At 71.1% G+C, this 25,247-nt stretch carries 23 protein-coding genes; 13 read left to right on the top strand and 10 right to left on the bottom strand.

Annotated elements, in window-relative coordinates:
• The coding region (locus ACWC21_RS04505) for an RluA family pseudouridine synthase (RefSeq protein WP_450878045.1) at window positions 1-452 on the top strand (452 nt) is incomplete at its 5' end.
• Between the two features lie 62 nt (window positions 453-514).
• On the top strand, window positions 515-2,101 hold the full coding sequence (locus ACWC21_RS04500) for a Na+/H+ antiporter (RefSeq protein ID WP_450878043.1): 1,587 nt from the start codon (window positions 515-517) through the stop codon (window positions 2,099-2,101).
• Between the two features lie 56 nt (window positions 2,102-2,157).
• Here ACWC21_RS04500 and ACWC21_RS04495 read toward each other — a convergent pair whose 3' ends face one another.
• Complete coding sequence (locus ACWC21_RS04495) at window positions 2,158-3,267, bottom strand: mechanosensitive ion channel family protein (protein ID WP_450878041.1); 1,110 nt, start codon at window positions 3,265-3,267, stop codon at window positions 2,158-2,160.
• Between the two features lie 128 nt (window positions 3,268-3,395).
• Between ACWC21_RS04495 and ACWC21_RS04490 the strand changes: the two genes are divergently transcribed.
• The gene (locus ACWC21_RS04490; RefSeq protein ID WP_450878039.1) at window positions 3,396-3,965 is read left to right on the top strand and encodes a dienelactone hydrolase family protein; all 570 of its coding nucleotides are present in this window, start codon (window positions 3,396-3,398) and stop codon (window positions 3,963-3,965) included.
• Window positions 3,966-3,972: 7 nt separating this feature from the next.
• Here ACWC21_RS04490 and ACWC21_RS04485 read toward each other — a convergent pair whose 3' ends face one another.
• From ACWC21_RS04485 to ACWC21_RS04470, 4 genes are all read right to left on the bottom strand, one after another.
• Window positions 3,973-5,643: an alkaline phosphatase D family protein gene (locus ACWC21_RS04485; RefSeq protein ID WP_450878037.1), complete on the bottom strand. Its 1,671-nt coding sequence runs from the start codon at window positions 5,641-5,643 to the stop codon at window positions 3,973-3,975.
• 75 nt (window positions 5,644-5,718) lie between these two features.
• Window positions 5,719-6,543, bottom strand: a complete 825-nt coding sequence (locus ACWC21_RS04480) for a thioredoxin domain-containing protein (RefSeq protein WP_450878035.1) — start codon at window positions 6,541-6,543, stop codon at window positions 5,719-5,721.
• A gap of 78 nt (window positions 6,544-6,621) precedes the next feature.
• Window positions 6,622-7,311: a hypothetical protein gene (locus tag ACWC21_RS04475; RefSeq protein WP_450878033.1), complete on the bottom strand. Its 690-nt coding sequence runs from the start codon at window positions 7,309-7,311 to the stop codon at window positions 6,622-6,624.
• A 66-nt stretch (window positions 7,312-7,377) separates the two neighbouring features.
• The gene (locus ACWC21_RS04470; protein ID WP_450878031.1) at window positions 7,378-8,703 is read right to left on the bottom strand and encodes a DUF2252 domain-containing protein; all 1,326 of its coding nucleotides are present in this window, start codon (window positions 8,701-8,703) and stop codon (window positions 7,378-7,380) included.
• Window positions 8,704-8,947: 244 nt separating this feature from the next.
• Between ACWC21_RS04470 and dnaE the strand changes: the two genes are divergently transcribed.
• Window positions 8,948-12,487, top strand: a complete 3,540-nt coding sequence (gene dnaE, locus ACWC21_RS04465; protein WP_450878029.1) for a DNA polymerase III subunit alpha — start codon at window positions 8,948-8,950, stop codon at window positions 12,485-12,487.
• Window positions 12,488-12,601: 114 nt separating this feature from the next.
• Here dnaE and ACWC21_RS04460 read toward each other — a convergent pair whose 3' ends face one another.
• On the bottom strand, window positions 12,602-12,775 hold the full coding sequence (locus tag ACWC21_RS04460) for a hypothetical protein (RefSeq protein WP_450878027.1): 174 nt from the start codon (window positions 12,773-12,775) through the stop codon (window positions 12,602-12,604).
• 225 nt (window positions 12,776-13,000) lie between these two features.
• On the opposite strand from ACWC21_RS04460, the gene ACWC21_RS04455 reads away from it, so the two are divergent.
• From ACWC21_RS04455 to ACWC21_RS04440, 4 genes are all read left to right on the top strand, one after another.
• A complete protein-coding gene (locus tag ACWC21_RS04455) occupies window positions 13,001-14,218 on the top strand; it encodes an NYN domain-containing protein (protein ID WP_450878025.1) in 1,218 nt (405 codons plus the stop codon).
• Window positions 14,219-14,353: 135 nt separating this feature from the next.
• On the top strand, window positions 14,354-15,328 hold the full coding sequence (locus ACWC21_RS04450) for an ABC transporter ATP-binding protein (RefSeq protein ID WP_450878284.1): 975 nt from the start codon (window positions 14,354-14,356) through the stop codon (window positions 15,326-15,328).
• Between the two features lie 74 nt (window positions 15,329-15,402).
• Window positions 15,403-16,224: an ABC transporter permease gene (locus ACWC21_RS04445; RefSeq protein ID WP_450878023.1), complete on the top strand. Its 822-nt coding sequence runs from the start codon at window positions 15,403-15,405 to the stop codon at window positions 16,222-16,224.
• A 34-nt stretch (window positions 16,225-16,258) separates the two neighbouring features.
• The gene (locus ACWC21_RS04440; RefSeq protein ID WP_450878021.1) at window positions 16,259-16,936 is read left to right on the top strand and encodes an AAA family ATPase; all 678 of its coding nucleotides are present in this window, start codon (window positions 16,259-16,261) and stop codon (window positions 16,934-16,936) included.
• 244 nt (window positions 16,937-17,180) lie between these two features.
• Here the strand turns inward: ACWC21_RS04440 and ybaK are convergent, their stop codons facing one another.
• The 4 genes from ybaK to ACWC21_RS04420 all read right to left on the bottom strand — a co-directional run bounded on the left by ybaK (window position 17,181) and on the right by ACWC21_RS04420 (window position 21,223).
• Entirely contained in the window at window positions 17,181-17,684 is a 504-nt protein-coding gene (ybaK, locus tag ACWC21_RS04435; protein ID WP_450878019.1) for a Cys-tRNA(Pro) deacylase, read from the bottom strand.
• 16 nt (window positions 17,685-17,700) lie between these two features.
• On the bottom strand, window positions 17,701-18,441 hold the full coding sequence (locus ACWC21_RS04430) for an LON peptidase substrate-binding domain-containing protein (protein ID WP_450878017.1): 741 nt from the start codon (window positions 18,439-18,441) through the stop codon (window positions 17,701-17,703).
• An 11-nt stretch (window positions 18,442-18,452) separates the two neighbouring features.
• Complete coding sequence (locus ACWC21_RS04425) at window positions 18,453-19,478, bottom strand: hypothetical protein (protein ID WP_450878015.1); 1,026 nt, start codon at window positions 19,476-19,478, stop codon at window positions 18,453-18,455.
• Between the two features lie 167 nt (window positions 19,479-19,645).
• Window positions 19,646-21,223: an oxidoreductase gene (locus ACWC21_RS04420; RefSeq protein ID WP_450878013.1), complete on the bottom strand. Its 1,578-nt coding sequence runs from the start codon at window positions 21,221-21,223 to the stop codon at window positions 19,646-19,648.
• Window positions 21,224-21,401: 178 nt separating this feature from the next.
• Here ACWC21_RS04420 and hisD point away from each other — a divergent pair, with 178 nt between their 5' ends.
• Genes hisD through hisH form a run of 5 tightly spaced genes read left to right on the top strand, consistent with a single transcriptional unit; the run spans window position 21,402 to window position 25,245 of the window.
• Entirely contained in the window at window positions 21,402-22,727 is a 1,326-nt protein-coding gene (gene hisD, locus ACWC21_RS04415; protein WP_450878011.1) for a histidinol dehydrogenase, read from the top strand.
• Window positions 22,724-23,836 carry a histidinol-phosphate transaminase gene (locus ACWC21_RS04410; protein WP_450878009.1) on the top strand — a complete coding sequence of 371 codons (1,113 nt, stop codon included), beginning with the start codon at window positions 22,724-22,726 and terminating at the stop codon, window positions 23,834-23,836. Before hisD ends, ACWC21_RS04410 begins: the two co-directional genes overlap by 4 nt.
• The gene (hisB, locus tag ACWC21_RS04405; RefSeq protein WP_361437324.1) at window positions 23,833-24,435 is read left to right on the top strand and encodes an imidazoleglycerol-phosphate dehydratase HisB; all 603 of its coding nucleotides are present in this window, start codon (window positions 23,833-23,835) and stop codon (window positions 24,433-24,435) included. The genes ACWC21_RS04410 and hisB overlap by 4 nt, the downstream gene beginning before the upstream one ends.
• A gap of 4 nt (window positions 24,436-24,439) precedes the next feature.
• A complete protein-coding gene (locus ACWC21_RS04400) occupies window positions 24,440-24,604 on the top strand; it encodes a hypothetical protein (protein ID WP_361810975.1) in 165 nt (54 codons plus the stop codon).
• Window positions 24,604-25,245, top strand: coding sequence for an imidazole glycerol phosphate synthase subunit HisH (gene hisH, locus ACWC21_RS04395; protein WP_450878006.1), 642 nt, complete (start codon window positions 24,604-24,606; stop codon window positions 25,243-25,245). The genes ACWC21_RS04400 and hisH overlap by 1 nt, the downstream gene beginning before the upstream one ends.
• The last annotated feature ends 2 nt before the right edge of the window (window positions 25,246-25,247 follow it).

The raw sequence follows: 25,247 nt of genomic DNA, 5'->3' as shown, positions 1-25,247 counted from the left end.
AGTTCAAGGAGCGCACGGTCGACAAGCGCTACCACACGCTCGTCCAGGGCCACCCGGACCCGACCAGCGGCACCATCGACGCCCCCATCGGCCGGCACCCCCAGCACGACTACAAGTGGGCCGTCACCGCGGACGGCAAGCCCTCGGTCACCCACTACGACCTCATCGAGGCCTTCCGCGCCGCCTCCCTGCTCGACGTGAAGCTGGAGACCGGGCGCACCCACCAGATCCGCGTCCACATGGCCGCCCACCGCCACCCGTGCGTCGGCGACCTGACCTACGGGGCCGACCCCACGCTCGCCAAACGGCTCCACCTGACCCGCCAGTGGCTGCACGCGGTACGCCTCGGCTTCGAACACCCCGGGGACGGCCAGTGGGTGGAGTTCGAGTGCGACTACCCGGATGACCTGCAGAACGCCCTCGACCAGGTCCGTGAGGAGACCTACGGATGAGCGGCGGGTACATGGCACGCTTGAGACCAGCCGTCTGACGTCGATCTCCCGGAGCGTGGGCCGTGGACCAGTTGGCCCTGTTGTTCGTGCTGTTGCTCGGGGCCCTGGTGAGCGTGCCGGTGGGGGACCGGTTCGGCCTGCCGGCGCCGGTGCTGATGACGCTGCTCGGGATCGCGCTCGCGGTGTCGGACTTCGTGCCGAACGTGAACATCCCACCGGACCTGATCCTGCCCGCGCTGCTGCCGCCGCTGCTGTACGCGGCGGTGCGGCGAACGTCCTGGCGGCAGTTCACCGCCAACATACGGCCGATCTTCCTGCTCGCCGTCGCCCTGGTGTTCGTCACCACGGTGTGCGTGGCGGCCGTCGCCTCCGCGATCGTGCCGGGACTGCCGATCGCCGCCGCCGTCGCGCTGGGCGCGCTGGTCGCCCCGCCCGACCCGGTCGCCGCGACCGCCGTCGCGGGACAGCTCGGGCTGCCGCGCCGCCTGGTGTCGATCCTGGAGGGCGAGGGCCTGTTCAACGACGTCACGGCCATCGTGCTCTACCACGTGGCGATCGCCGCCGTGGTCAGCGGCAGCTTCTCGCCGTGGCGGGCCGGACTGGACCTCGTGCTGTCCGCGGTGGTCGCGGTCGCCGTCGGGCTGGCGCTCGGCTGGGGCGCGAACCGGCTGATGGACATCTTGGGGGACGCCACCCTGCAGATCGGGCTGACGCTGCTGGTCCCGTACGCCTCGTACGTGCTCGCGGAGGAACTGCACGGGTCGGGGGTGCTCGCGGTGCTCACCACGGCACTCTTCCTCGCCGAGTACGCCTCCGACCCGGACGACGTGATGACCCGTCTCGCCGGGCACACCTTCTGGGACATCGTCGACACGCTCGTCACCGGGGTGGCGTTCGGGCTGATCGGCCTGGAGCTGCACAACGCCATCAGGACGGCGTCCGGCCGCTGGGGGGAGCTGCTCGGCTGGGCGGCCGCGATCGTGGTCGTGGTGGTCGTCGTACGCCTGCTGTGGCTGCTGCCGGCGACCTGGCTGACCAAACGGCTGCACGCCAGGCGGGACTACGACGAGGAGATCCCGGTGGGCTGGCGGGAGACCGTCGTCATGTGGTGGGCCGGGATGCGGGGCGTGGCGTCGGTGGCGCTGGCGCTGGCGGTGCCGCTCACGACCGACGACGGGTCGGCCTTCCCCGACCGGGACGAGATCGTGTTCATCGCCTTCGGGGTGATCATGGCGACGCTGGTGCTGCAGGGACTGACCCTGCCGTGGCTGGTGAAGCGGCTGCGGGTGCGGGCGGACACGGAGCGGGAGAAGGAGATCGAGAAGGAGCTGGCCGTACGGGCGGCGAAGGCGGCGAAGCGGCGGCTGAAGGAGATCGAGGCGGTCGAGGAACTGCCGGAGGAGCTGTCCGAGCAGATGGCCCGGCGTGCGTTCGACATCGGGCTGCGGATCAGCCCCGATGTGGGGGAGGACGAGCGGCGGGAGGCGCACGAGAAGCGGGTGCGCCGGCTGAAACGGGTGCGGCGCATACAGGGGGAGATGCTGAGCGCCGCCCGGCACGAGGTGATGGCCGCGCGGAACGAGCCCGGGGCGGATCCGGAGATCGTGGACCGGGTGCTCCGGCATCTGGACGTGCGCAGCCTGCGATGACGGCGGCCCCTGCCGGACGGTGTCCGGCAGGGGCCGCGGTGGGCCGTGCGAGGTCGTCAGCCCCGGCGCGTCCCCGGCTGCTCGTAGGCGCGGTGGTGAGCGCCGTCCTGGGACGGGATACGAGGGCTGTCCGGCGGCGGCACCGCACCGGCCGTGTTGACGCGGGGCAGGGCATACGGATGCTCCTCGCGCAGCCAGCTGATCATCTCCTCGCGGACCGTGACCCGCGCCGTCCAGATGTCGTCGGCGTCCTTGGCGGTCATCAGGGCGCGGACCTGGATCGTGGTGGGCGTCGAGTCGGTGACCACCAGGCCGTGGGCGCGGCCGTCCCAGGCGTCGCACTTGCGGAGGATGTCCCGCAGCTTCTCGCGCATCGCCTCGATGGGCGCGCTGTGGTCGAGCTGCCAGTAGACGATGCCGGTCATCTGCGGGGTGCCGCGCGACCAGTTCTCGAACGGGTTCGCCGTGAAATACGACACGGGCATGGTGATCCGGCGCTCGTCCCAGGTCTTGACCGTCAGGAAGGTCAGCGTGATCTCCTCGACCGTGCCCCACTCACCGTTCACGACCACCGTGTCCCCGATCCGCACCATGTCGCCGAAGGCGATCTGCAGCCCGGCGAACATGTTGCTCAGCGTGGACTGGGCGGCGACACCGGCGACGATGCCGAGGATGCCGGCGGAGGCCAGCAGGGAGGCTCCGGCCGCGCGCATCGCCGGGAACGTCAGCAGCATCGAGGCGGCGGCCACCACGATCACGATCGCCGAGACCACCCGCATGATCAGCTCGACCTGGGTGCGTACCCGGCGCACCCTGGCCACATCCCGGTGGGCGCGGGCGTACCGGCTGTAGGACGTCTCGACGATGGCCGCCGCGATCCGGATCACCAGCCAGGCGGCGGACCCGATCAGCACCAGCGTCAGCACCCGGCCGATGGCGGTCTGGTGCGCCGGCAGCAGTTGTGCCTGGTCGTACGACCCTCTGAGCAGGGCCGTGCACAGCACGAGCTGGTAGGGGATGCGCCCGCGGCGCAGGAGTCCCCACAGCGGGGTGTCACTGTCTCGTTCGTCGGCCTTGCGCAGCAGCCGGTCCGTGGCCCAGCCGATGGCCAGGGTCAGGACCAGCGAGCTGCCGATCACGATCAGGGGGCGGAGTACGTTCTCCATGCCTCCGAACGTAACCGGCCGTCGGCGGACATGAACATGTGACTTCGACCGCGTCCTGGGTAGGACGCCAAGCGGTCACGGACCGATTACGGAACGCCACTGTCGTACGCGGCTGGCACCATGGCCTCATGAACATCATGCTCTTTCACTCGACCTATGGCCTCAGGCCCGCGGTGCGCCAGGTCGCGGACCGGCTGCGTGCCGCCGGGCACGAGGTGTGGACGCCGGACCTCTTCGAGGGGCGTACGTTCGACACGGTCGAGGAGGGCATGGCCTTCAACGACGAGGTCGGCAAGGACGAGTTGCTCAAGCGGGCCGTCCTGGCCGCCGCGCCGTACTCCGACCGGGGGCTCGTGTACGCGGGGTTCTCGCTCGGCGCCTCCATCGCCCAGACCCTCGCGCTCGGCGACGAGAAGGCGCGCGGGCTGCTGCTCCTGCACGGCACCTCGGACCTGGCGCCGAACGTCTCCGTGTACGAGCTGCCGGTGCAGTTGCACGTGGCCGAGCCGGACCCGTTCGAGACGGACGACTGGCTGAGCGCCTGGTATCTGCAGATGGGCAGGGCCGGTGCCGACGTCGAGGTGTACCGGTACGCCGGGGCCGGTCACCTCTACACCGACCCCGACCTGCCGGACTACGACGAGGAGGCCGCCGAGGCCACCTGGCGGGTGGCGCTCGGTTTCCTCGAGTCGCTCTAGCGGGCGGCTACACCGGGTCGTAGGTCCGCTCGACCCGCTGTGTGCCGCTGCGCGTGCGGTACGAGCGCTCCCAGGTGGCGGTGGCGTTCACGTCCGTACGGTCGGACAGCACGTAGTAGTCCATCTGGGTGCGGTCCGCGGTGATGTCCAGCACGCCGTAGCCGTGGCGGTCGGTGTCGACCCAGTGGACGTGCCGGTTGGCGGCCCTGATGACCGGCGCGGCGACGGCGGAGACGGTGCCCTCGGGGACCTTCACGATGTCGTCGAGATTGTCCGAGGTGACCGAGGTGACGACGAACTCGGTGGCCGCCGACGCGGACAGCGGATAGGTCCCGGCGTCCACCGGCACGTCGTTGGCCCACGCCATGTGGATGTCACCGGTCAGGAAGACGGTGTTGCCGATGGCGTTGGAGCGCAGGTGGGCCAGCAGCTCGCGCCGGTCGTCGGTGTAGCCGTCCCACTGGTCGGTGTTGAGGCCGAGGCCGTCCTGCGGCAGCCCGAGCAGCTTGGCGAGCGGCTTGAACAGGTCGGCGGAGAGGGAGCCGATGGCGAACGGTGAGATCATCACCGAGTTGCCGACGAGCCGCCACCGGGTGTCGGACGCCTTCAGCCCGGCCTTGAGCCAGTCCAGTTGCGCGCGACCGGTGATCGTGCGGTCCGGGTCGTCCACGGAGCCGTTGCCGACCTTGACCTGCTGGGAGCGGAAGGACCTCAGGTCCAGCAGCGAGAGGTCGGCGAGCTTGCCGAAGCGCAGCCGGCGGTAGGTCGTGCCGGCGATCGCCGGGCGCACCGGCATCCACTCGAAGTAGGCCTGCCTGGCGGCCGCCTGACGGGCCGCCCAGGTCCCCTCGGCTCCCTCGGTGTGGTTCTCGGCGCCGCCCGACCAGGCGTCGTTGGCGAACTCGTGGTCGTCCCAGATCGCGATGACCGGGGCCTTGGCGTGCAGGGCCTGCAGGTCCGGGTCCGTCTTGTACCTGCCGTGCCGGGTGCGGTAGTCGGCGAGCGTGAGGATCTCGTGGGTGGGGGCGTGCGGCCGTACGACGGTTCCGCGCGCGGCGTACTCACCGGTGCCGTACTCGTAGATGTAGTCGCCGAGATGCAGCCAGGCGTCCAGGTCGCCACGGGCCGCGAGGTGGCGGTACGCGGAGAAGTAACCGCCCTCCCAGTTGGCGCAGGAGACCACACCGAAGCGCAGGCCGGCCACGCTCGCGTCCGCAGCCGGTGCGGTGCGGGTGCGCGCCGCCGGGGAGTCGGTGCCGCCGGCCGAGAAGCGGAACCAGTAGTCGGTGGCGGGCTCCAGGCCGCGGATGTCGGCCTTGACCGTGTGGTCGGAGGCGGCCGACGCGGTGGTCGACCCCTTGGCGACGACGGTGCTGAACGTCTTGTCCTTCGCCACCACCCAGCTCACCTCGGTGTCCGGGCCGAGCCCGGAGCCGGGTACCGCCTCAGCGCTGGGCGTCACCCGGGTCCACAGCAGGATGCCGTCGGGCAGCGGGTCACCGGAGGCGACGCCGTGCAGGAAGGCGGGCGCGTCCGCGGCGGCCCGCGCGGGCAGGGCGGCGGTGAGCGGGCCGGCCAGGACAGCGGTGGCCGCCGCGGCCTTGACGACCGTACGGCGGCTCGGGGAGAGGGTGTTGACGCCCTCGGACGTTATGGGGGATCTGTATCGACTGGTCACGGCCGTTCAGGTTACTGACCAGTACGCGAAGAGGGCAGGCGAACGCGGAAAGTTCGCCCGCCCTTCACGCGGTGGCTAGGCCTTGAGGGCCGCGTCCACCAGGCGGTTGAAATCCGCCACCGACATCGGCGGGTTGCCGTTGGGCTTGCCGTCGACGGTGAGCTTCTTGCCGTTCATCACGAAGCTCGGGGTGCCGGTGACACCGTCCTTGTTGTCGTCGAAGGTCTTCGACATGGCCACCGCCCAGGCGTCGTAGGTGCCCTTCTTCACCGCGTTCTGGAACGCGGTGTTGTCCTTCAGTGCGGGCACCGTGTCGGCGACCTTGATGAGGTAGGCGTCGTCCTTGAACTTGTCGGTCGTCTCGTCCGGGTGCCACTTCGTCGAGTACAGGGCGGACTTGTACTGGAGGAACGCGTCCGTGCTGACGTTCAGCGCGGCGCCCATCGCGCTCAGCGCGTTCTTGGAGCCCTGGCCGTTGTCATGGTTGTCGATGAACGTGCCGCCGATGTACTGGATCTGGAACTTGCCGTCGGCGATGTCCTTGGTCACCGTCGAGCCGACGGTCTGCTCGAACTGGGCGCAGACGGGGCAGCGCGGGTCCTCGTAGACCTTCAGGGTCTTCTTGGCGGTGCTCTTGCCGATGACGACGGTGGTGCCCTTCGCGCCCGTGGTGTTGGCCGGGGCGACGACCTTGGCGTCCTTCAGGCCCTCCCAGTAGGCGGGCTTGTTGGCCTGGACGACGGCGTAGCCTATGCCGCCGGCCGCCGCCAGCACGGCCACGACCGAGCCGGCCACGATGGCCTGCCGCTTGGCCTTGTCCCGCTTGGCCTGACGCTCACGCTCCTGACGCAGCCGCTCCCGGGCCGCCGTCTTCGCTGCTGCACTGTTCCGCTTGCTCATGTTGGTGATCTCCGTGTGGGACGCGCACATGTCGTACGCGGGATACGTGTGGGGGGTCTGCTGGTACTCGACCGGGGTTCAGGCGAACGCGAGCGAGTACGGCGGTCCGCGCCGTCCCAGGGAGTGCGTGAGGATCAGGTCCCGGGCCGTCACCGGGCGAGGGCGCGGGATCCGCGCGCGCCGCACCGCCGAAGCCGGCCGGACGGCCACCGCGGCCACCGCCAGCAGCAGCGGCCGGAACGTCGTCGCCGCCGCCGCGCGCACCAGCTGCGCCAGTGCCCGTTCGCCCCGGCGCAGCCAGGCGGCGGCCAGCAGGCCCACGCCGACGTGCGCGGCGAGCAGCAGCCAGGCGGTCGCCGGATCGGCGTGGGCGAGCAGCGCGGCGAGCCGGTCGGTGTCCGTGCCGGTGACCCGTGCCAGGGGCGTGCCGACCTGGCCGCCGCCGCACAGCACGTCCCAGCCGACCGAGCGCAGCGGCCCCGCGACCGGGCCGCCCACGGGGCCGTAGCAGACGTGCTGGCCGGTGGTGAACACGGTGTCGGCGGCCAGCTCGAGCGGTACCAGCAGGGCGGCGATCCCGCCGAAGCCGCGTTCGCGGCCCGCGAGGGCGTACGCGAGGAGGAACACGGCGACCGCGACCGCGGCCACCGTGTTCGCCGGCAGCGGGACCCTGGACAGCAGCACGTGCGACGCGGTGCTGAGTGTCACGACCAGTGCCGTGAACAGCGCCGCGCGTACGGCTCTGAGCTGCGTCCCGGATATGCCCATGGTGTGGAGAGTGTGACACGTCCTGCTGTAAAAGACCCCTAAGGGGCCCTGTGGGCGGCCGACCGGTCAGAGGCCGGGGATCCGGCCGTTGCGGAACAGGTCGACGAAGATCTGGTGGTCGGCACGCGCGCGTGCGCCGTAGCCGTGCGCGAAGTCGGTCAGCAGCTCGGCGAAGCCGTCCTCGTCGGCCGCGATCGCCGCGTCGATGGCCCGCTCGGTGGAGAACGGCACCAGGGACTCGCCGGAGGTGTCGTCGGCCGCCGCGTGCATGGTGGCGGTGGCCCGGCCCAGGTCGGCGACGACTGCCGCGATCTCCTCCGGGTCGTCGATGTCGCCCCAGTCCAGGTCGACCGCGTACGGGGACACCTCGGCGACCAGCTGGCCCGCCCCGTCCAGCTCCGTCCAGCCCAGCCAGGGGTCGGCGTGCGCCTGGAGGGCGCGCTGGGAGATCACCGTGCGGTGGCCCTCGTGCTGGAAGTAGTCCCGGATCGCCGGGTCGGTGACGTGCCGGGACACGGCCGGGGTCTGGGCCTGCTTGATGTAGATCACGACGTCGTTCTCCAGGGCGTCGCTGTGGCCCTCCAGGAGGATGTTGTACGACGGGAGCCCGGCCGACCCGATACCGATGCCGCGCCGCCCGACGACGTCCTTCACCCGGTAGGAGTCCGGGCGGGCCAGGGAGGTCTCCGGCAGCGTCTCCAGGTAGCCGTCGAAGGCCGCCAGGACCTTGTAGCGGGTGGCCGCGTCCAGCTCGATGGAGCCGCCGCCCGGGGCGAAGCGGCGCTCGAAGTCCCGGATCTCGGTCATCGAGTCCAGCAGCGCGAAACGGGTGAGGGAGCGGGCGTCGCGCAGCGCGTCCAGCAGGGCGCCCTGCGCGGTGTCCAGCGTGAAGGGCGGCACCTCGTCGCTCTTGGCGCCGGTCGCCAGGGCGTGGATGCGCTCGCGGTAGGCGGCCGCGTAGATCCCGACCAGCTCGGTGATCTGCTCGTCGCTGAGCGCCTTCGCGTACCCGATCAGGGCGATGGAGGCGGAGAAACGCTTCAGGTCCCAGGTGAACGGGCCGACGTAGGCCTCGTCGAAGTCGTTGACGTTGAAGATCAGCCGGCCGTTCGAGTCCATGTACGTGCCGAAGTTCTCCGCGTGCAGGTCGCCGTGGATCCACACGCGCGAGGTGCGCTCGTCCAGGTACGGGCCGCCGCGCTTCTCCGCGTCCAGGTCGTGGTAGAAGAGGGCCGCCGTGCCCCGGTAGAAGGCGAAGGCCGAGGCCGCCATCTTCCGGAACTTCACGCGGAACGCGGCCGGGTCGGCGGCCAGGAGCTCGCCGAAGGCGGTGTCGAAGACGGCGAGGATCTCCTCGCCGCGCTGCTCGCCGTTGAGCTGGGGAACCGACATCGCTGGGTGCCTCCTGGTGCATGAATGTGTCCGACGGCGTCTGCCGTCTCCAACGCATGAAGGTACGCGTGGGTGCCCACCCGTCGCCCGGCCACCACCCCTCAAGGAGACGCTTCGCGCCACGGCATCCACTCGAATGTCATTCCCGAGGCATAGACTTCGACGCTGTCCCCCAGACTGTCCGAAGTCGGTCCACAGCCGGTCGGAAGTCTGTCGACGCCCGTTCTCCTTGGAGGCCCGAACCGTGTCAAAGCCGCCCTTCACGCACCTGCACGTCCACACCCAGTACTCACTGCTGGACGGTGCCGCGCGGCTCAAGGACATGTTCAACGCCTGCAACGAGATGGGCATGACGCACATCGCCATGTCCGACCACGGCAACCTCCACGGGGCGTACGACTTCTTCCACTCCGCGAAGAAGGCCGGAGTCACCCCGATCATCGGCATCGAGGCGTATGTCGCCCCCGAGTCGCGGCGCAACAAGCGCAAGATCCAGTGGGGCCAGCCGCACCAGAAGAGGGACGACGTCTCCGGTTCCGGCGGTTACACCCACAAGACGATGTGGGCGGTGAACAGCACGGGCCTGCACAACCTCTTCCGGCTCTCCTCCGACGCGTACGCCGAGGGCTGGCTGCAGAAGTGGCCCCGGATGGACAAGGAGACCATCTCCCAGTGGTCCGAGGGGATCGTCGCCTCCACCGGCTGCCCCTCCGGCGAGGTGCAGACCAGGCTGCGCCTGGGACACTTCGACGAGGCTCTCAAGGCCGCCGCCGACTACCAGGACATCTTCGGCAAGGACCGCTACTTCCTGGAGCTGATGGACCACGGCATCGACATCGAGCACCGGGTCCGCGACGGCCTCCTGGAGATCGGGAAGAAGCTCGGCATCCCGCCGCTGGTCACCAACGACTCCCACTACACGTACGCGCACGAGGCGGGGGCGCACGACGCCCTGCTGTGCATCCAGACCGGCAAGAACCTCTCCGACCCGGACCGCTTCAAGTTCGACGGCACCGGCTACTACCTGAAGTCCACGGACGAGATGTACGCCATCGACTCCTCGGACGCCTGGCAGGAGGGCTGCGCCAACACGCTCCTCGTCGCCGAGATGGTCGACACCACCGGCATGTTCGAGGCCAAGAACCTCATGCCGAAGTTCGACATCCCGGAGGGCTACACCGAGGTCACCTGGTTCAAGGAGGAGGTCCGCCGCGGGATGGAGCGCCGCTTCCCCGGCGGTGTCCCCGAGGACCGGCAGAAGCAGGTCGAGTACGAGATGGACGTCATCATCCAGATGGGGTTCCCGGGGTACTTCCTCGTCGTCGCCGACTTCATCATGTGGGCCAAGAACAACGGCATCGCGGTGGGCCCGGGCCGGGGCTCCGCGGCCGGTTCGATCGTCGCCTACGCCATGGGCATCACCGACCTCGACCCGATCCCGCACGGCCTGATCTTCGAGCGCTTCCTCAACCCCGAGCGCGTCTCCATGCCCGACGTCGACATCGACTTCGACGAGCGCCGGCGCGTCGAGGTCATCCGGTACGTGACCGAGAAGTACGGCGCCGACAAGGTCGCCATGATCGGCACCTACGGCAAGATCAAGGCCAAGAACGCCATCAAGGACTCCGCGCGCGTGCTGGGTTACCCGTACGCGATGGGCGACCGCATCACCAAGGCGATGCCCGCGGACGTCCTCGGCAAGGGCATCGACCTCAACGGCATCACCGACCCCTCGCACCCCCGCTACTCGGAGGCGGGCGAGGTGCGCGGGATGTACGAGAACGAGCCCGACGTCAAGAAGGTCATCGACACCGCCAAGGGCGTCGAGGGACTGGTCCGGCAGATGGGTGTGCACGCCGCCGGCGTGATCATGTCCAGTGAGACCATCACCGAGCACGTGCCCGTCTGGGTCCGGCACACCGACGGCGTGACCATCACACAGTGGGACTACCCGAGCTGCGAGTCGCTCGGCCTGCTGAAGATGGACTTCCTCGGCCTGCGCAACCTGACGATCATGGACGACGCCGTCAAGATGGTGAAGTCCAACAAGGGCGTCGACCTGGAGCTGCTGAGCCTCCCGCTGGACGACCCCAAGACCTTCGAACTGCTCCAGCGCGGCGACACCCTCGGCGTCTTCCAGTTCGACGGCGGACCCATGCGCTCGCTGCTGCGGCTGATGAAGCCCGACAACTTCGAGGACATCTCCGCCGTCTCCGCGCTCTACCGTCCCGGCCCGATGGGCATGGACTCGCACACCAACTACGCGCTGCGCAAGAACAAGCTCCAGGAGATCACCCCGATCCACAAGGAGCTGGAGGAGCCTCTCAGGGAGGTCCTGGACGTCACCTACGGCCTGATCGTCTACCAGGAGCAGGTGCAGAAGGCCGCCCAGATCATCGCCGGCTACTCGCTCGGCGAGGCCGACATCCTCCGCCGTGTGATGGGCAAGAAGAAGCCCGAGGAACTGGCGAAGAACTTCGTCCTGTTCCAGAAGGGCGCCCGCGAGAAGGGCTACAGCGACGAGGCCATCCAGGCGCTCTGGGACGTGCTGGTCCCGTTCGCCGGATACGCCTTCAACAAGGCGCACTCCGCCGCCTACGGCCTGGTCTCGTACTGGACCGCCTACCTCAAGGCGAACTACCCCGCCGAGTACATGGCGGCGCTGCTGACCTCCGTCAAGGACGACAAGGACAAGTCGGCCGTCTACCTCAACGAGTGCCGCCGCATGGGCATCAAGGTGCTCCCGCCGGACGTCAACGAGTCGATGTCCAACTTCGCCGCCCAGGGCGACGACGTGATCCTCTTCGGCCTGTCCGCCGTCCGCAACGTCGGCACCAACGTCGTCGAGGCGATCATCAGGTGCCGCAAGGCCAAGGGGAAGTACATCTCCTTCCCCGACTACCTCGACAAGGTCGAGGCGGTGGTCTGCAACAAGCGGACCACGGAATCGCTGATCAAGGCCGGCGCCTTCGACGCCATGGGGCACACCCGCAAGGGCCTCACCGCCCAGTACGAGCCGATGATCGACAACGTGGTCGCGGTCAAGCGCAAGGAGGCCGAGGGCCAGTTCGACCTCTTCGGCGGCATGGGCGAGGAGACCAGCAGCGAACCCGGCTTCGGACTCGACGTGCAGTTCACCGACGACGAGTGGGACAAGACCTATCTGCTCGCCCAGGAGCGTGAGATGCTCGGTCTGTACGTCTCCGACCATCCGCTCTTCGGCCTGGAGCACGTGCTGTCCGACAAGGCGGACGCGGGCATCGCCCAGCTCACCGGCGGCGAGCACGCGGACGGCGCGGTCGTCACCATCGGCGGCATCATCTCGGGCCTGCAGCGCAAGATGACCAAGCAGGGCAACGCCTGGGCCATCGCCACCGTGGAGGACCTCGCCGGTTCCATCGAGTGCATGTTCTTCCCGGCGACGTACCAGCTCGTGTCGACCCAACTCGTCGAGGACGCGGTCGTCTTCGTCAAGGGCCGCCTCGACAAGCGCGAGGACGTGCCGCGGCTGGTCGCGATGGAGCTGGCGGTCCCCGACCTGTCCAACGCCGGCACCAACGCGCCCGTGATCCTCACCATCCCGGCCACGCGGGTCACCCCGCCCATGGTCAGCCGCCTCGGCGAGATCCTCAGCCACCACAAGGGCGACAGCGAGGTCCGCATCAAGCTCCAGGGTCCGCGCAAGACCACCGTCCTGCGCCTCGACCGGCACCGTGTGAAGCCGGACCCGGCGCTCTTCGGCGACCTGAAGGTGCTGCTCGGACCGTCCTGCCTGGCGGGCTGAGCGACCCGACCGGATCCCGGGTGCGCGGCCCGGCAGCCGGCGTGAACGAGGGGCGTGTCCGTGACCGGACACGCCCCTCGTCCATGCCAGGGCTCAAAGGCCCGCGCGACGGTCTCAGTTGTGGCCGAAGCGCTTGTGCTGCTTACGGGCAACATCCGCCGGGCCGCCCGCCATCTCGGGCTCGTGCGCCTCCGCCGGGGGGCGCTGCGTGTGCTCCTGCGGCTGATCGGCCTGCGAGGAACGGTTCTTCGGGCCGGCCTGCTTGCGGTTGTTCTTGTTCTTGGCCATGGTGATCTGCCTCCTGAAGGGGGTCTAGGGGCCAGGGCCGCCATCAGATTCACATAGGCTGACAATGAACGCATTCCGGATAATTACCGTCTGTGACAGGCTTGTCGGAGCGCACGTCCCCGAAACGCCACGCCGAAGATCGAGTTCGGGCCGTTAACGCCCGCGCGGTCGGGCAGACTCGAAGCAAGCCGCAAGCACAAACCTCCCGGGAAGAGGGTGAGTCGCGTGGACCGCTGCATCGTCCTGGTGGACGCCGGGTACTTGCTGGGGGCCGCCGCCAGCCTCCTCGCCGGAGAGCCCTCACGGTCCCGGATCACCGTCGATCACGCCGCCCTGATCCAGGCGCTGCGCGAGCGCGCGGAGGCCGACACCGAGCGTCCACTGCTCCGCATCTACTGGTTCGACGGCGCCCCGGACCGCGTCCCCCAGCCGGAACACCGCCGGCTGCGCGTGATGCCCCGGGTCACCGTCCGGCTCGGTGCGCTGACCCGCAGCGACGGACGCTGGGCCCAGAAGGGCGTGGACGCCGCCATGCACGCCGAGCTCACCGAGCTGGCCCGCAACCGGGCCTGCTCCGACGTCGTGCTGGTCACCGGCGACGGCGATCTGCTGCCGGGCATGATGGCCGCCAAGGAGCACGGCGTGGCCGTCCACCTGTGGGCCGTGCAGGCCGCCGACGGCGACTACAACCAGTCCGAGGACCTGGTCGCCGAGGCGGACGAGCGGCGGGTGCTGGACCGCGCCTGGATCACCCGGGCGGTACGGGCCAAGGAACTCACCGGCGTCTGCGCGCCGCCCCCCGCGCCCCGTCCGGAGATCGCCGCGATCCTCTCCGCGCCGCTGCCCGAGTCCGCGCTGACCTCGGCGGCCGAGCGGCCCGCCGAGGAGGAGCACGCGCCCGCCGCCCGCGACCAGCAGAACGGCGCCCAGGAGCGGGTGCCCACGGCCAAGGGCGTCCCCACCCCCAAGGACCTCGCCGCACTGCGCGCCCCCGGCGCCCAGGCCGTGCAGCACCCCACCACGGCCACCCTGCGCTGGTCCTCCGACAAGGGCTGGGTGGACCGGCCCGGTGTGGTGTCCGAACCGCCGGAAGCGGCCTCCATGCCGACGCTGGCCCAGCTGACCACGGCCGAGCAGCGCTGGGCCGACCGCGAGGAGGACATCACCACGGTCGGCGGGGACCCGTTCGAGGTCGGCCAGGTCTTCGCCCGGAGGTGGATCTCCCGCCTGGGCGACCAGAGCCACCTGCAGAAACTGTCCGGGATGTACCCGCGCATCCCGCACCGCATCGACGGCGAGCTACTGCGCTACGCGGCCCGCTTCGGTCTCCTCGCCCACAAGGACGACCAGATCGACGAACACGACCGGTACGCCATCCGGGCGGGTTTCTGGCGGGAGATCGACGTGCCCTCGGCCGCGGAGCACGCGCCCGCGGGGGAGTGAACCGCCGGGGACCGTCCCCGCCGCGGGGGGCCGGGGCCTCAGGCGCCCCAAAGACGAGTAAAGGCCCCCGACGGCGTACTCTCGTCCCTTGTGAGTACGCGCGTGGCACAGGCACTTCGGCATCCCGGTGACGTGGTGTGCACCGTGCGCGGGCTGACGAAGACCTATCCGGCCGTGCGGCGGCGGCGCGGCGTGCCGGGCGCCCCGGAGGTCCGGGCCACCGACGACGTGGCGCTCGACGTCCGCCGCGGCGAGATCTTCGGGCTGCTGGGACCCAACGGCGCCGGCAAGTCCACCCTCGTACGGCAGCTCACCGGGCTGCTGCGGCCGGACGCCGGCAGCGTGGAACTGCTCGGCCACGACATCGTGCGCCACCCGGAGCGGGCCGCGCGCATCCTCGCCTACCTCGGCCAGGAGTCGACCGCCCTGGACGAGCTGACCGTCTCCCTCGCCGTGGAGACCACCGGACGCCTGCGCGGTCTGGACGTCACCCGGGCGCGCGCCGAACGGGACGCCGTGCTGGAGGAGCTGGGGCTCACGCCGATCGCCGGGCGGGCGCTGAAGAAGCTCTCCGGCGGGCAACGGCGACTCGCCTGCTTCGCCGCGGCCCTGGTCGGGGACCGCCCGCTGCTGGTGCTCGACGAGCCGACCACCGGCATGGACCCGGTGGCACGGCGTGCGGTGTGGGGGGCCGTCGACCGGCGGCGGGCCGACCGGGGCACGACCGTGCTGCTCGTCACCCACAACGTCATCGAGGCCGAGACCGTCCTCGACCGGGTCGCCGTCCTGGACCGGGGCCGGGTCATCGCCTGCGACACCCCCACCGGGCTCAAGGAGCGGGTGTCCGGCGAGGTGCGGGTGGAGCTGGTGTGGCGGGACCAGGCCCCCCTGGAGGTGCCGGAGGTCGCCGTGCTGCGCGAGCGGGCCGTGGAGGCCGGGCGCCGCTGGACGCTGCGGCTCGCACCGGAGGAGGCCCGCGCGGCCGTCGCCACGGTCACCGGCGGGGCCGCCTTCGCCGCCCTGGACGACTTCACGCTGGCCACCCCCAGCCTGGAGGACGTGTACCTGGCGCTGGGCGGTGCCGCGCGGCAGGGTCTGGTGAAGGCGTGAGCACGCGGGGTGCCGCATCCGTACGGTCCGGCGAGGGTCGGCTCGGCCGCCGCAGGGAAGAGGAGCAGCTCGACGTGAGTGCCGTATCCGCGCAGTCTCCCTCGGGGAGCGCCGTGTCCGTGCCGGGGGCGGCGAGGGGCGAGGCCGAGCTGGCGCCGCCCGCGCGGCTGTGGCCGTCGCTGGCCGCCGTCTACCGCGCACAACTGTCCCGCGCCCGGGTGGCGCGGATGCCGCTGCTGTTCGTGGCGACCTTCCAGTCCGTCGGCATCATGATCATGATGCGCGGGGTGGTGGACAGCCGCGGCGAGGCCCAGTCCGTGGTGGCCGGGTCGTCGGTCGTCGTCGTCGCGTTCGTCGCGCTGAACCTGCTGGCGCAGTACTTCGGGCAGCTGCGGGCCGGTGGCGGCCTCGACCACTACGCCACGCTGCCGGTACCGCCGGCGGCGGTGGTGCTGGGGGCGGCGGGGGCGTACGCCTCCTTCACCGTGCCCGGGACCCTGGTGACCGCCGTCTTCGGCTGCGTGCTGTTCGGGCTGCCGCTGGGCAACCTGTGGATCCTCCTCACGGTGATCCCGCTCGCGGGCGCGGCGCTCTCCGGGCTCGGCGCGGCCTGCGGTCTGCTCGCGCCCCGGCCGGAACTGGCCACGCTGCTGGGGCAGCTGGGCATGTCGGCGGCGCTGCTGCTGGGTGTGCTGCCGCCCGACCGGATGCCGGAGATCATCCGGCTGGCCCGGGATCTGCTGCCGTCCACCTACGGGGTGGAGGCCTACGCGCGGACCTTCGCGGCGCGCCCGGACTGGGCGTTCGTCGCCGGTGACCTGGGCGTGTGCGCCGGGGTCGGGGTGGTGTCGCTGGCCGTGGCGACCTGGGCGTACCGCCGGGCCGCCGTCCGGTGACGCGCGGCACAGGGCGACCTGGCACGATGTCAGGGTGACCGCACCACTGACTCCGCCTCCGCCGCCGCACGAACCGTCCTCGCACCAGGGCCGGCAAGGGCCGCAGCCTTCCGGTGCCGCGGGGGCAGCCTATGGACAGGACGGCCCCGGGATGAAGACCGAAGTGCGGGATGCCGCCGTCGTCACGGTGGCTCTGGCGCTCGGCGGGGTGCTGCTCGGGCTGCTGTGGTGGTGGCTGGCGCCGCACGTGCCGTTGATCGGTACCGTGGACGACAAGGGCAGCTGGATCGTCTACCTCAAGGACACCGAGGGGGAGGAGGCGATCGGCGTCGACGGAACGTTCACGCTGCTGGCGCTGGCCTTCGGGACGGTCAGCGCGGTCGTCGTCTTCCTGCTGCGGCGGCGCGGGGGCGTGCCGCTGGTGGTCGGGCTGGCCGTCGGCGGTGTGCTCGGGTCGTTGCTGGCGTGGCGGCTCGGGGTGTGGCTCGGGCCGGAGAAGGACGTCCTCGCCCATGCCAAGGCCGTGGGCAAGGGGGTGACGTTCTCGGCTCCGCTGAAGCTCGGGGCGAAGGGGGCGTTGCTGGCGTGGTCGCTGGCCGCGCTGCTGGTCCATCTGGGGCTGATGGCGCTGTTCGGGCCGCGGGATCCGGATCCGTACCAGGAGGGCCCCCACCAGCAGGGGCCGTACGGGGCGCCGTCCGCGCAGGGCTGACCGCCGGGCTTTTTTCGCCCCCGCCGCCCTTACCCCTCCCGTCCTCAGGGGCTCCGCCCCTTCGACCCCGCTGGGGGCTGCGCCCCCAGACCCCCCTTCGGCCCTGAACGGGCCTCGTCCTCAAGCGCCGGACGGGCTGAGCATGCCGACCGGCGCTGACAGGTCGCGGCCGGGCTGAGAGGAAGCCCGTGCTTTCCAGTTCGGGCGAGACGGGTGGTGGGAGCGAGCCCCCAGACCCCCGAGGTCAGACGCGGCCGATGGGGGCCAGTACCGCCTCCGTGAGCTCGGCAAGATCGCCCGGGCGCAGCTCGACCTCCAGCCCCCGGCGGCCCGCCGAGACGCAGATCGTGGCATGGGCGGCAGCCGAGTCGTCGAGAACGGTCGGCAGCTTCTTGCGCTGGCCCAGCGGGGAGATGCCCCCGCGGACATAACCCGTGGTGCGTTCCGCCAGCACCGGGTCCGCCATCGCGGCCCGTTTGCCGCCCACCGCCGCCGCCAGGGCCTTCAGATCCAGGGAGCCCGCCACCGGGACCACGGCCACCGTGAGGGTGCCGTCGACGTCCGCGACCAGGGTCTTGAAGACGCGCTCGGGGGAGAGGCCCATCGCCTCGGCCGCCTCCTCCCCGTACGAGGGGTGGGACGGGTCGTGGTCATAGGCGTGCACCGTGTAGTCCACGCCGGCCGCCGTCAGGGCCACCGTCGCCGGTGTGCCGCCGGACTGCTGCTGTTTCCTGGTTTTCTTCGCCATCGGGGATCGAGAGGCCTCAGTTCAGACTCGTCGGGCCGCGCGTCAGCTCGGCCGCCGGCAACGACGGCAGATTACGGATGATCGCGGTCTCCGCGCGAAGGAGTTTCAGCTCGTCGCGCAGCCGGGACGCGGTGTCCGGCGCCTGGAGCAGCCGCTGCTTGGCCGGGGTGTCGAGCATCATCGCCGCCGCCACCAGGAAGGAGACGACGGTGGGCTCGTCCGGCAGGTCCGCTCCCGTGGTCAGTGAGCGCTCCCGGGCGCCCGCCAGCCGCTTCTGGTACTGGCGGAACGCCCGCAGGACGCCCTCGGCCAGTGCACCGGCCTCGTCGCCCGGTTCCTCGGCCAGCTCCTCCAGCTCGGCCGTCAGGAAGGGCCCCGACGCGTCCACGGACAGCAGCCGGACCCGGGTCGTCCCGGTCGCCAGTACCTCGAACGTGCCGTCGGCCCGCTCCCGTACGGTCGCCGCGTCCGCGACACAGCCCACGCCGTGCAGCGCACGCAAGGGATCGGCGCCGAATCCCGCGGTGGCCCCGCGTTCGAGCAGGGACGTCGGATCCGGCATGCCGGGTTCGCTCGGCGCGACCTCGTGGCCGTCGCGGATCGCCACGACGGCGAACCGGCGCGGCTCTTCCTCGGGCGTCTTCAGCAGCTCGCGCATCATGGCGCGGTAGCGCTCCTCGAAGACGTTGAGAGGAAGCACCAGGCCCGGGAACAGTACCGAGTTCAACGGGAAGAGGGGGAGACGGACGGTGGTCACGGCGCCCCAGCCTAATGGTCACCGGCACGGACGTGTCCGGGGTGCTCGCTTCGCGGTCGCAGTGGCGCTGGGATCAGTCCCGTCAGGAGTTCCTCGCGCAGCCGCAGGAAGTGGCCGAGCGGGTCGTCGGAGACCCGGTCCCAGGGGAACGAGGTGGCGTACGGGCCGATCAGGCGCAACTGGGTGCGGGCGTCGTCCCAGCGGTCCAGCCGTACGAGTACGTACGTCAGCTTGTTGCGGACCTCGGCGGGCCAGGGGTCGGCCGCCGGGAACCGTCCGGAGAGCGCGATCGCCCGGTCGGCCGCCGCGTCCAGCCGGGCGCGCGGGACCTCGGGCCCGCAGCCGTCGGTGAGATAGGCGAAGGCCGCCCGTGCGGGCAGCGCCTGGACGAGCGAGTCCGCCGGGGCGTCCTGTGCAGCGAGGTCGGCGAAGTCGAAGCACTCGAGGTGGGAGCCGTGCCAGGAGGCCGCCAGGTACCGCAGGGCCGCCACATGGCAGCCGTAGTGGTGCGGGGCGCGGCGGACGGCCGCCTCCCACAGCTCTTCGAAGTACCGGTGCCCGGCACGGGTGCCGCGCGCGTGGTCCAGGGCGATCCGCCAGGGCACCGGATCGCGGTCGTCGCCCTTGGCGGCGGCCGTGATCAGCGGGCTCACCTCGCGCAGCAGCTCGGCCCGGCCCGGCGACGGCCAGGCGCGGTCCACCGCCAGCTGGGCCGTCATCAGCAGCGTGTCGGGATCGTCGGGGGCGGCCCCGCGCCACTCCTGGAACCACTCGGAGCGCGAGCGGGCGAAGGCGGCCAGGCGCCGTGCGTACCGGTCCCGGTTCTCCCACTCGGCGGCCGCGCGGGTGGCGGCCAGCAGCTCGGCGGCGGCGCGGTACTCGCCTCTTCCGGCCGCGACGAGGGCAGGGCCGAGGCGGTCGTCGGGCGCGTCGAGCAGCACCTCGTCCGCGGCGGGCGGTCCGGCCGGGTGCGAGGGGGGCATCTTCATCCGGGTGGGGCGGATGAACGTGGGGAGCAGAGCCATGGTGCCGACCATTGAAAGACCGCTGGTCGGCGCTGCGCCAGACCCTGGGGCAAGGTGGATGAAAGTTGTACGCGGCCCGGTCAAGGGCCGGTAAAAGTTGATTACCGTTCAACTACTGATGGGTACCTGCCAAGGTGGCGGCCGGCCCCAGACCACCCGCCGAGCCCGCCGAGCCCCTGTCACCCCCGCCGCAGCAGCCGCGTCGCCCCCGCCGCCACCGTCGTCGCCAGGACCCAGCCCAGCAGCACCATCACCGCCGCCAGCCACTGCCAGCCGCCGCGCAGCTGCCACTGGCCCACCTGGCCGAGGTCGATGACCGGCAGCAGCAGGTCCAGGACGAACAGGGCCGGACTCCACGCCGGGTGGCCGTCGGGGTTCGTCGGCGGATGCCCGGCGTGCGCGAAGGCGAGCGTGCCCGCCGCCCACAGCACCGCCATCCACACGGCCGCGCGGCCCGGCCGGTACCCGTAGGCGACCGTCCAGTCCTGCGCGTACCCCCAGAGCTTGGCGGCCGGCGGCAGGGTCTCGCGGCGCCGGCGCTGCTTGGCGAGCAGTACCTCCCGGGCGTCCTCGTCCTCCCCCGCCCCGCGCAGCACGGCGGCCAGCCGCTCGTACGGCTCCGGGTTGTACTCGGCGGTCGCCGCCGCCACCCAGTCCAGGCGCTCGGTCAGCGGGAACGGTCCCTGCGGCACCAGGCTCTCGTAAGCGAAACCGCCCATGTGCAGGCTCCCCGGCCCCGGCCAGCTCGCCGCCCGGTCCACCAGGTTGACCACCCGCGCCCCCGACAGCACCACCTTGCCGCGCTGCGGCCGTTCGCCGAGGAAGCGCAGCTCGGGCGTCTGCACCCGGCGCAGCGACAGCTCCTGCTCGTCGGTGAAGACGAACCGGGCGCGTTCCAGGTCGACCGCGTCCCCGAACCGCCCGTCGTCGAAGCGCACCCCGCCCTGGCACTCGAAGCGCTGGATCCGCGTGCCGCGCGCGGGGGTGATGCCGCTCAGCAGCGGGCTGCCCACCCCGGCCGGGGTCAGGTAGAGGGTGCGTTCGACGGTCAGCTGGGGGGCGTTCAGGGCCAGCCGCGCGTACGGGTTGGACAGCTTCGCGCCGCGCAGGCTCAGCGAGACGCCGACCTTGGCGCTGCGCAGGCTCAGCTCACCGTGCGACTCCAGCAGTTCGGCCTGGAGGTCCTGGCCCACGGTCATGCCGTCGGCGGCGATCGAGCGGCCGAGGCGGTCCCGGTGCACGATCGCCTGGTTGAGCATCAGGTCAGTGCCGATGTGCGCGTCGGTGAGCCGGACACCGCCGAGGAAACGGCAGCGGGGCAGGTGCAGGTCGCCCTCGGTGTGCACCCGGGCGGCCTCCAGCCGGGGGACCGAGCAGTCCACCATGCGCAGGGTGGTGAAACGGGCCTCGGGCAGCAGGACCTCCCGGTCGAAACGGCAGCCCTTGAGCTCCACGTACGGCACCACCGTGCCGCCCGCCAGGTCCAGGGTCCCGCTGATCCGCACGCCCGACAGCTTCAGCGACGACACACGGCCGGCCAGCGCGGGCGGGCCGTCCAGCAGCAGCCAGCACACGATGCGCGCCCGCACGGTCCGCTCGGGTCCCCAGGGGTGCCCGCCGTGCGGGTCGTCCACGACGGCGTCCCCGCTGCTCAGGTCGTACACGCTGCCGTTGCGGAACGCCTGCCACATCCCGGCCTCGGTGGCGGTCAGATCGTCCGGCAGGTCCCCCGCCCGGAGGTCCTCCCCCTCGGTCACCCTGTCCCCTCCCCCCTCAGCTACCCGTGGGTCAACCCGCTCGTACAGCCGTTCATGCCCGCACAGTGACGCCCCGAACGCCAGAGGTGAGCAGGATCTTCCGGGTTCCGGCCACGTTCTGTATCAGCCATTGATACGTGCGGACGCCCGCCGACGCCGGTCTGAGAGAATTGAGGACGTGATCTCCCGAATCGATCTGCGCGGCGACGCCCTTCCCGAGGGACCCGCCCTGCGCGACCTGCTGCCCCGAGCCGACTTCGACGTAGCGGCCGCCCTCGAGAAGGTGCGTCCGATCTGCGAAGCCGTGCATCATCGGGGCGACGCGGCGCTGATCGACTTCGCCGAGAAGTTCGACGGGGTCCGGCTTCGGTCCGTACGGGTCCCGGCGCGGGCGCTCGCCGACGCGCTGGAACAGCTCGACCCGGCCGTGCGCGCGGCTCTGGAGGAGTCCATCCGGCGGGCCCGCCTCGTGCACCGCGAACAGCGCCGTACGTCCCACACGACCCAGGTCGTACCCGGCGGCACAGTGACCGAGAAGTGGGTGCCGGTCGAGCGCGTCGGGCTGTACGCACCCGGCGGCCGGTCGGTCTACCCGTCCTCCGTGATCATGAACGTCGTGCCCGCGCAGGAGGCCGGCGTCGGCTCGATCGCCCTCGCGTCCCCCGCCCAGGCCGAGTTCGACGGCCTGCCGCACCCGACGATCCTCGCCGCCTGCGCGCTGCTCGGCGTCGACGAGGTGTACGCGGCCGGTGGCGCCACGGCCGTCGCGATGTTCGCGTACGGCACCGAGTCCTGCCCGCCCGCCAACATGGTCACCGGGCCCGGCAACATCTGGGTCGCCGCCGCCAAGCGCTACTTCACCGGCAAGATCGGCATCGACGCGGAGGCGGGCCCGACCGAGATCGCGGTCCTCGCGGACTCCACCGCCGACCCGGTGCACGTCGCCGCCGACCTGATCAGCCAGGCCGAACACGACCCGCTCGCGGCGGCCGTACTGGTCACCGACTCCACCGAACTGGCCGACGCGGTGGAGAAGGAACTCGAACCGCAGGTCGCGGCCACCCGGCACGTCGACGACCGGATCGTGCCCGCCCTCAAGGGCAGGCAGTCGGCGATCGTGCTGGTCGACGGCATCGACGAGGGCCTGCGGGTGGTCGACGCCTACGGTGCCGAGCACCTGGAGATCCAGACGGCCGACGCCACCGCCGTCGCCGACCGGGTGAAGAACGCGGGCGCGATCTTCGTCGGCCCCTGGGCGCCCGTCTCGCTGGGCGACTACGCGGCCGGATCCAACCACGTCCTGCCCACCGGCGGCTGCGCCTGCCACTCCTCCGGCCTGTCCGTCCAGTCCTTCCTGCGCGGCGTCCACGTCGTCGACTACACGAAGGACGCCCTGGCCGAGGTCGCGCACCACGTGGTGACGCTGGCGGAGGCGGAGGACCTGCCCGCGCACGGCGCGGCGATCAAGGCCAGGTTCGGCTGGAAGGTACCCGAGAGCAAGTGAGCGACGTAAAGATCGACGATCTCCCCGTACGGGACGAGCTGCGCGGCAAGTCCCCCTACGGCGCGCCCCAGCTGGACGTGCCCGTACGGCTGAACACGAACGAGAACCCCTACCCGCTGCCCGAGCCGCTGGTCGAGCGGATCACCGAGCGGGTGCGCGAGGCCGCCCGGAACCTCAACCGCTACCCCGACCGGGACGCCGTCGAGCTGCGCACCCAGCTCGCGAAGTACCTGACCGACACGACCGGCCACGAGGTGGGCCCGGCCAACGTCTGGGCCGCCAACGGCTCCAACGAGGTCATCCAGCAGCTGCTGCAGACCTTCGGCGGGCCCGGACGTACGGCGATCGGCTTCGAGCCGTCGTACTCGATGCACGCGCTGATCTCCCGCGGCACGGGTACCGGCTGGATCTCCGGCCCCCGCAACGACGACTTCACCATCGACCTGGCAGCGGCCGAGCGCGCCATCGCAGAGGACCGGCCCGACGTCGTCTTCATCACCACACCCAACAACCCCACCGGCAACGCGGTCCCGCCCGAGACGGTGCTCGCCCTGTACGAGGCGGCCCAGGAGGCCAAGCCGTCCATGGTCGTGGTGGACGAGGCGTACATCGAGTTCAGCCACGGCCGTTCGCTGCTGCCGCTGCTCGAAGGTCGGCCGAATCTCGTCGTCTCGCGGACCATGTCCAAGGCGTTCGGGGCCGCCGGCCTGCGCCTCGGCTACCTCGCCGCGCACCCGGCGGTCGTGGACGCCGTCCAGCTCGTACGGCTGCCGTACCACCTGTCGGCCGTCACCCAGGCGACCGCCCTGGCCGCCCTGGAACACACGGACACCCTCCTGAAGTACGTCGAGCAGCTGAAGTCCGAACGGGACCGGCTGGTGAGCGAGCTGAAGTCCATCGGCTACGAGGTCACCACGTCCGACGCGAACTTCGTGCAGTTCGGGCGGTTCGAGGACGCCCACGCGGCCTGGCGGAAGATCCTCGACCGGGGCGTCCTGGTACGGGACAACGGCGTACCGGGGTGGTTGCGGGTGACCGCCGGCACCCCGGCCGAGAACGACGCGTTCCTCGACGCGGTCCGTCAGCTGAGGAAGGAACAGAACGCATGACTCGCGAGGCGCGTGTCGGAAGGATCGAGCGCACCACGAAGGAGACCTCGGTCCTCGTCGAGATAGACCTCGACGGCACCGGGAAGACCGACATCGCCACCGGCGTCGGCTTCTACGACCACATGCTCGACCAGCTCGGCCGGCACGGTCTGTTCGACCTGACCGTGAAGACCGACGGCGACCTGCACATCGACTCCCACCACACCATCGAGGACACCGCCCTCGCGCTGGGCGCCGCCTTCAAGCAGGCCCTCGGCGACAAGGTGGGCATCTACCGCTTCGGCAACTGCACGGTCCCGCTGGACGAGTCCCTCGCCCAGGTCACCGTCGACCTGTCCGGCCGGCCCTACCTCGTGCACACCGAGCCCGAGAAGATGGCGCCGATGATCGGCGAGTACGACACCACGATGACCCGGCACATCCTGGAGTCGTTCGTCGCCCAGGCCCAGATCGCCCTGCACGTGCACGTGCCCTACGGGCGCAACGCCCACCACATCGTGGAGTGCCAGTTCAAGGCGCTGGCCCGGGCGCTGCGCTACGCCAGCGAGCGTGACCCGCGCGCGGCCGGCATCCTCCCCTCCACGAAGGGTGCGCTGTAGCCCCATGAACGGTCTGTCCACCGTACTGATCGTCGTCGGCCTCTTCCTGGTCGGCGGCATCTACTCCTTCGTCAAGCAGCAGATGCCGAAGAGCCTGATCGTGCTGCTCTCCATCGCCGCGGCGATGTGCCTGGTCGCCGGCGTCATGCGGCTGGAGGTGTGGAACTGATGAGCGCGCCGAGGAAGGTCGTGGTCTTCGACTACGGCTTCGGCAACGTCCGCTCCGCCGAACGCGCCCTCGCGCGCGCGGGAGCCGACGTCGAGATCACGCGCGACTTCGACGAGGCGATGAACGCCGACGGCCTGCTGGTGCCGGGCGTCGGCGCCTTCGCCGCCTGTATGAAGGGCCTGCGTGAGGCCCGCGGCGACTGGGTCGTCGACCGCAGGCTGTCCGGCGGGCGGCCCGTCATGGGCATCTGCGTCGGTATGCAGATCCTGTTCGCGCGCGGCATCGAGCACGGCGTCGAGTCCGAGGGCCTCGACGAGTGGCCCGGCTCGGTCGAGCCGCTGCAGGCCGACGTCGTGCCCCACATGGGCTGGAACACCGTGGACGCGCCCGCCGACTCCGAGCTGTTCGCCGGCCTGGACGCGGACGCCCGTTTCTACTTCGTGCACTCCTACGCCGTCCACGACTGGAGTCTCGAGACCCACAACCCGGTGCTGCACCCGCCGAAGGTCACCTGGGCGACGCACGGCAAGCCCTTCGTGGCCGCCGTGGAGAACGGCGCCCTGTGGGCCACGCAGTTCCACCCCGAGAAGTCCGGCGACGCCGGAGCCCAGCTGCTCACCAACTGGATCGGAACCCTGTAGAG

The organism is Streptomyces sp. NPDC001348 (assembly GCF_053597535.1).
This window is presented reverse-complemented; position numbering and strand designations above follow the sequence as displayed.

Excerpts from the sequence above, each read along its gene's own strand:
- ACWC21_RS04495 (WP_450878041.1), bottom strand. The coding sequence starts at position 3,267 with ATGGAGAACGTACTCCGCCCCCTGATCGTGATCGGCAGCTCGCTGGTC.
- ACWC21_RS04490 (WP_450878039.1), top strand. The coding sequence starts at position 3,396 with ATGAACATCATGCTCTTTCACTCGACCTATGGCCTCAGGCCCGCGGTG.
- ACWC21_RS04480 (WP_450878035.1), bottom strand. The coding sequence starts at position 6,543 with ATGAGCAAGCGGAACAGTGCAGCAGCGAAGACGGCGGCCCGGGAGCGG.
- ACWC21_RS04475 (WP_450878033.1), bottom strand. The coding sequence starts at position 7,311 with ATGGGCATATCCGGGACGCAGCTCAGAGCCGTACGCGCGGCGCTGTTC.
- ACWC21_RS04470 (WP_450878031.1), bottom strand. The coding sequence starts at position 8,703 with ATGTCGGTTCCCCAGCTCAACGGCGAGCAGCGCGGCGAGGAGATCCTC.
- ACWC21_RS04460 (WP_450878027.1), bottom strand. The coding sequence starts at position 12,775 with ATGGCCAAGAACAAGAACAACCGCAAGCAGGCCGGCCCGAAGAACCGT.
- ybaK (WP_450878019.1), bottom strand. The coding sequence starts at position 17,684 with ATGGCGAAGAAAACCAGGAAACAGCAGCAGTCCGGCGGCACACCGGCG.
- ACWC21_RS04425 (WP_450878015.1), bottom strand. The coding sequence starts at position 19,478 with ATGGTCGGCACCATGGCTCTGCTCCCCACGTTCATCCGCCCCACCCGG.
- hisB (WP_361437324.1), top strand. The coding sequence starts at position 23,833 with ATGACTCGCGAGGCGCGTGTCGGAAGGATCGAGCGCACCACGAAGGAG.
- ACWC21_RS04400 (WP_361810975.1), top strand. The coding sequence starts at position 24,440 with ATGAACGGTCTGTCCACCGTACTGATCGTCGTCGGCCTCTTCCTGGTC.
- hisH (WP_450878006.1), top strand. The coding sequence starts at position 24,604 with ATGAGCGCGCCGAGGAAGGTCGTGGTCTTCGACTACGGCTTCGGCAAC.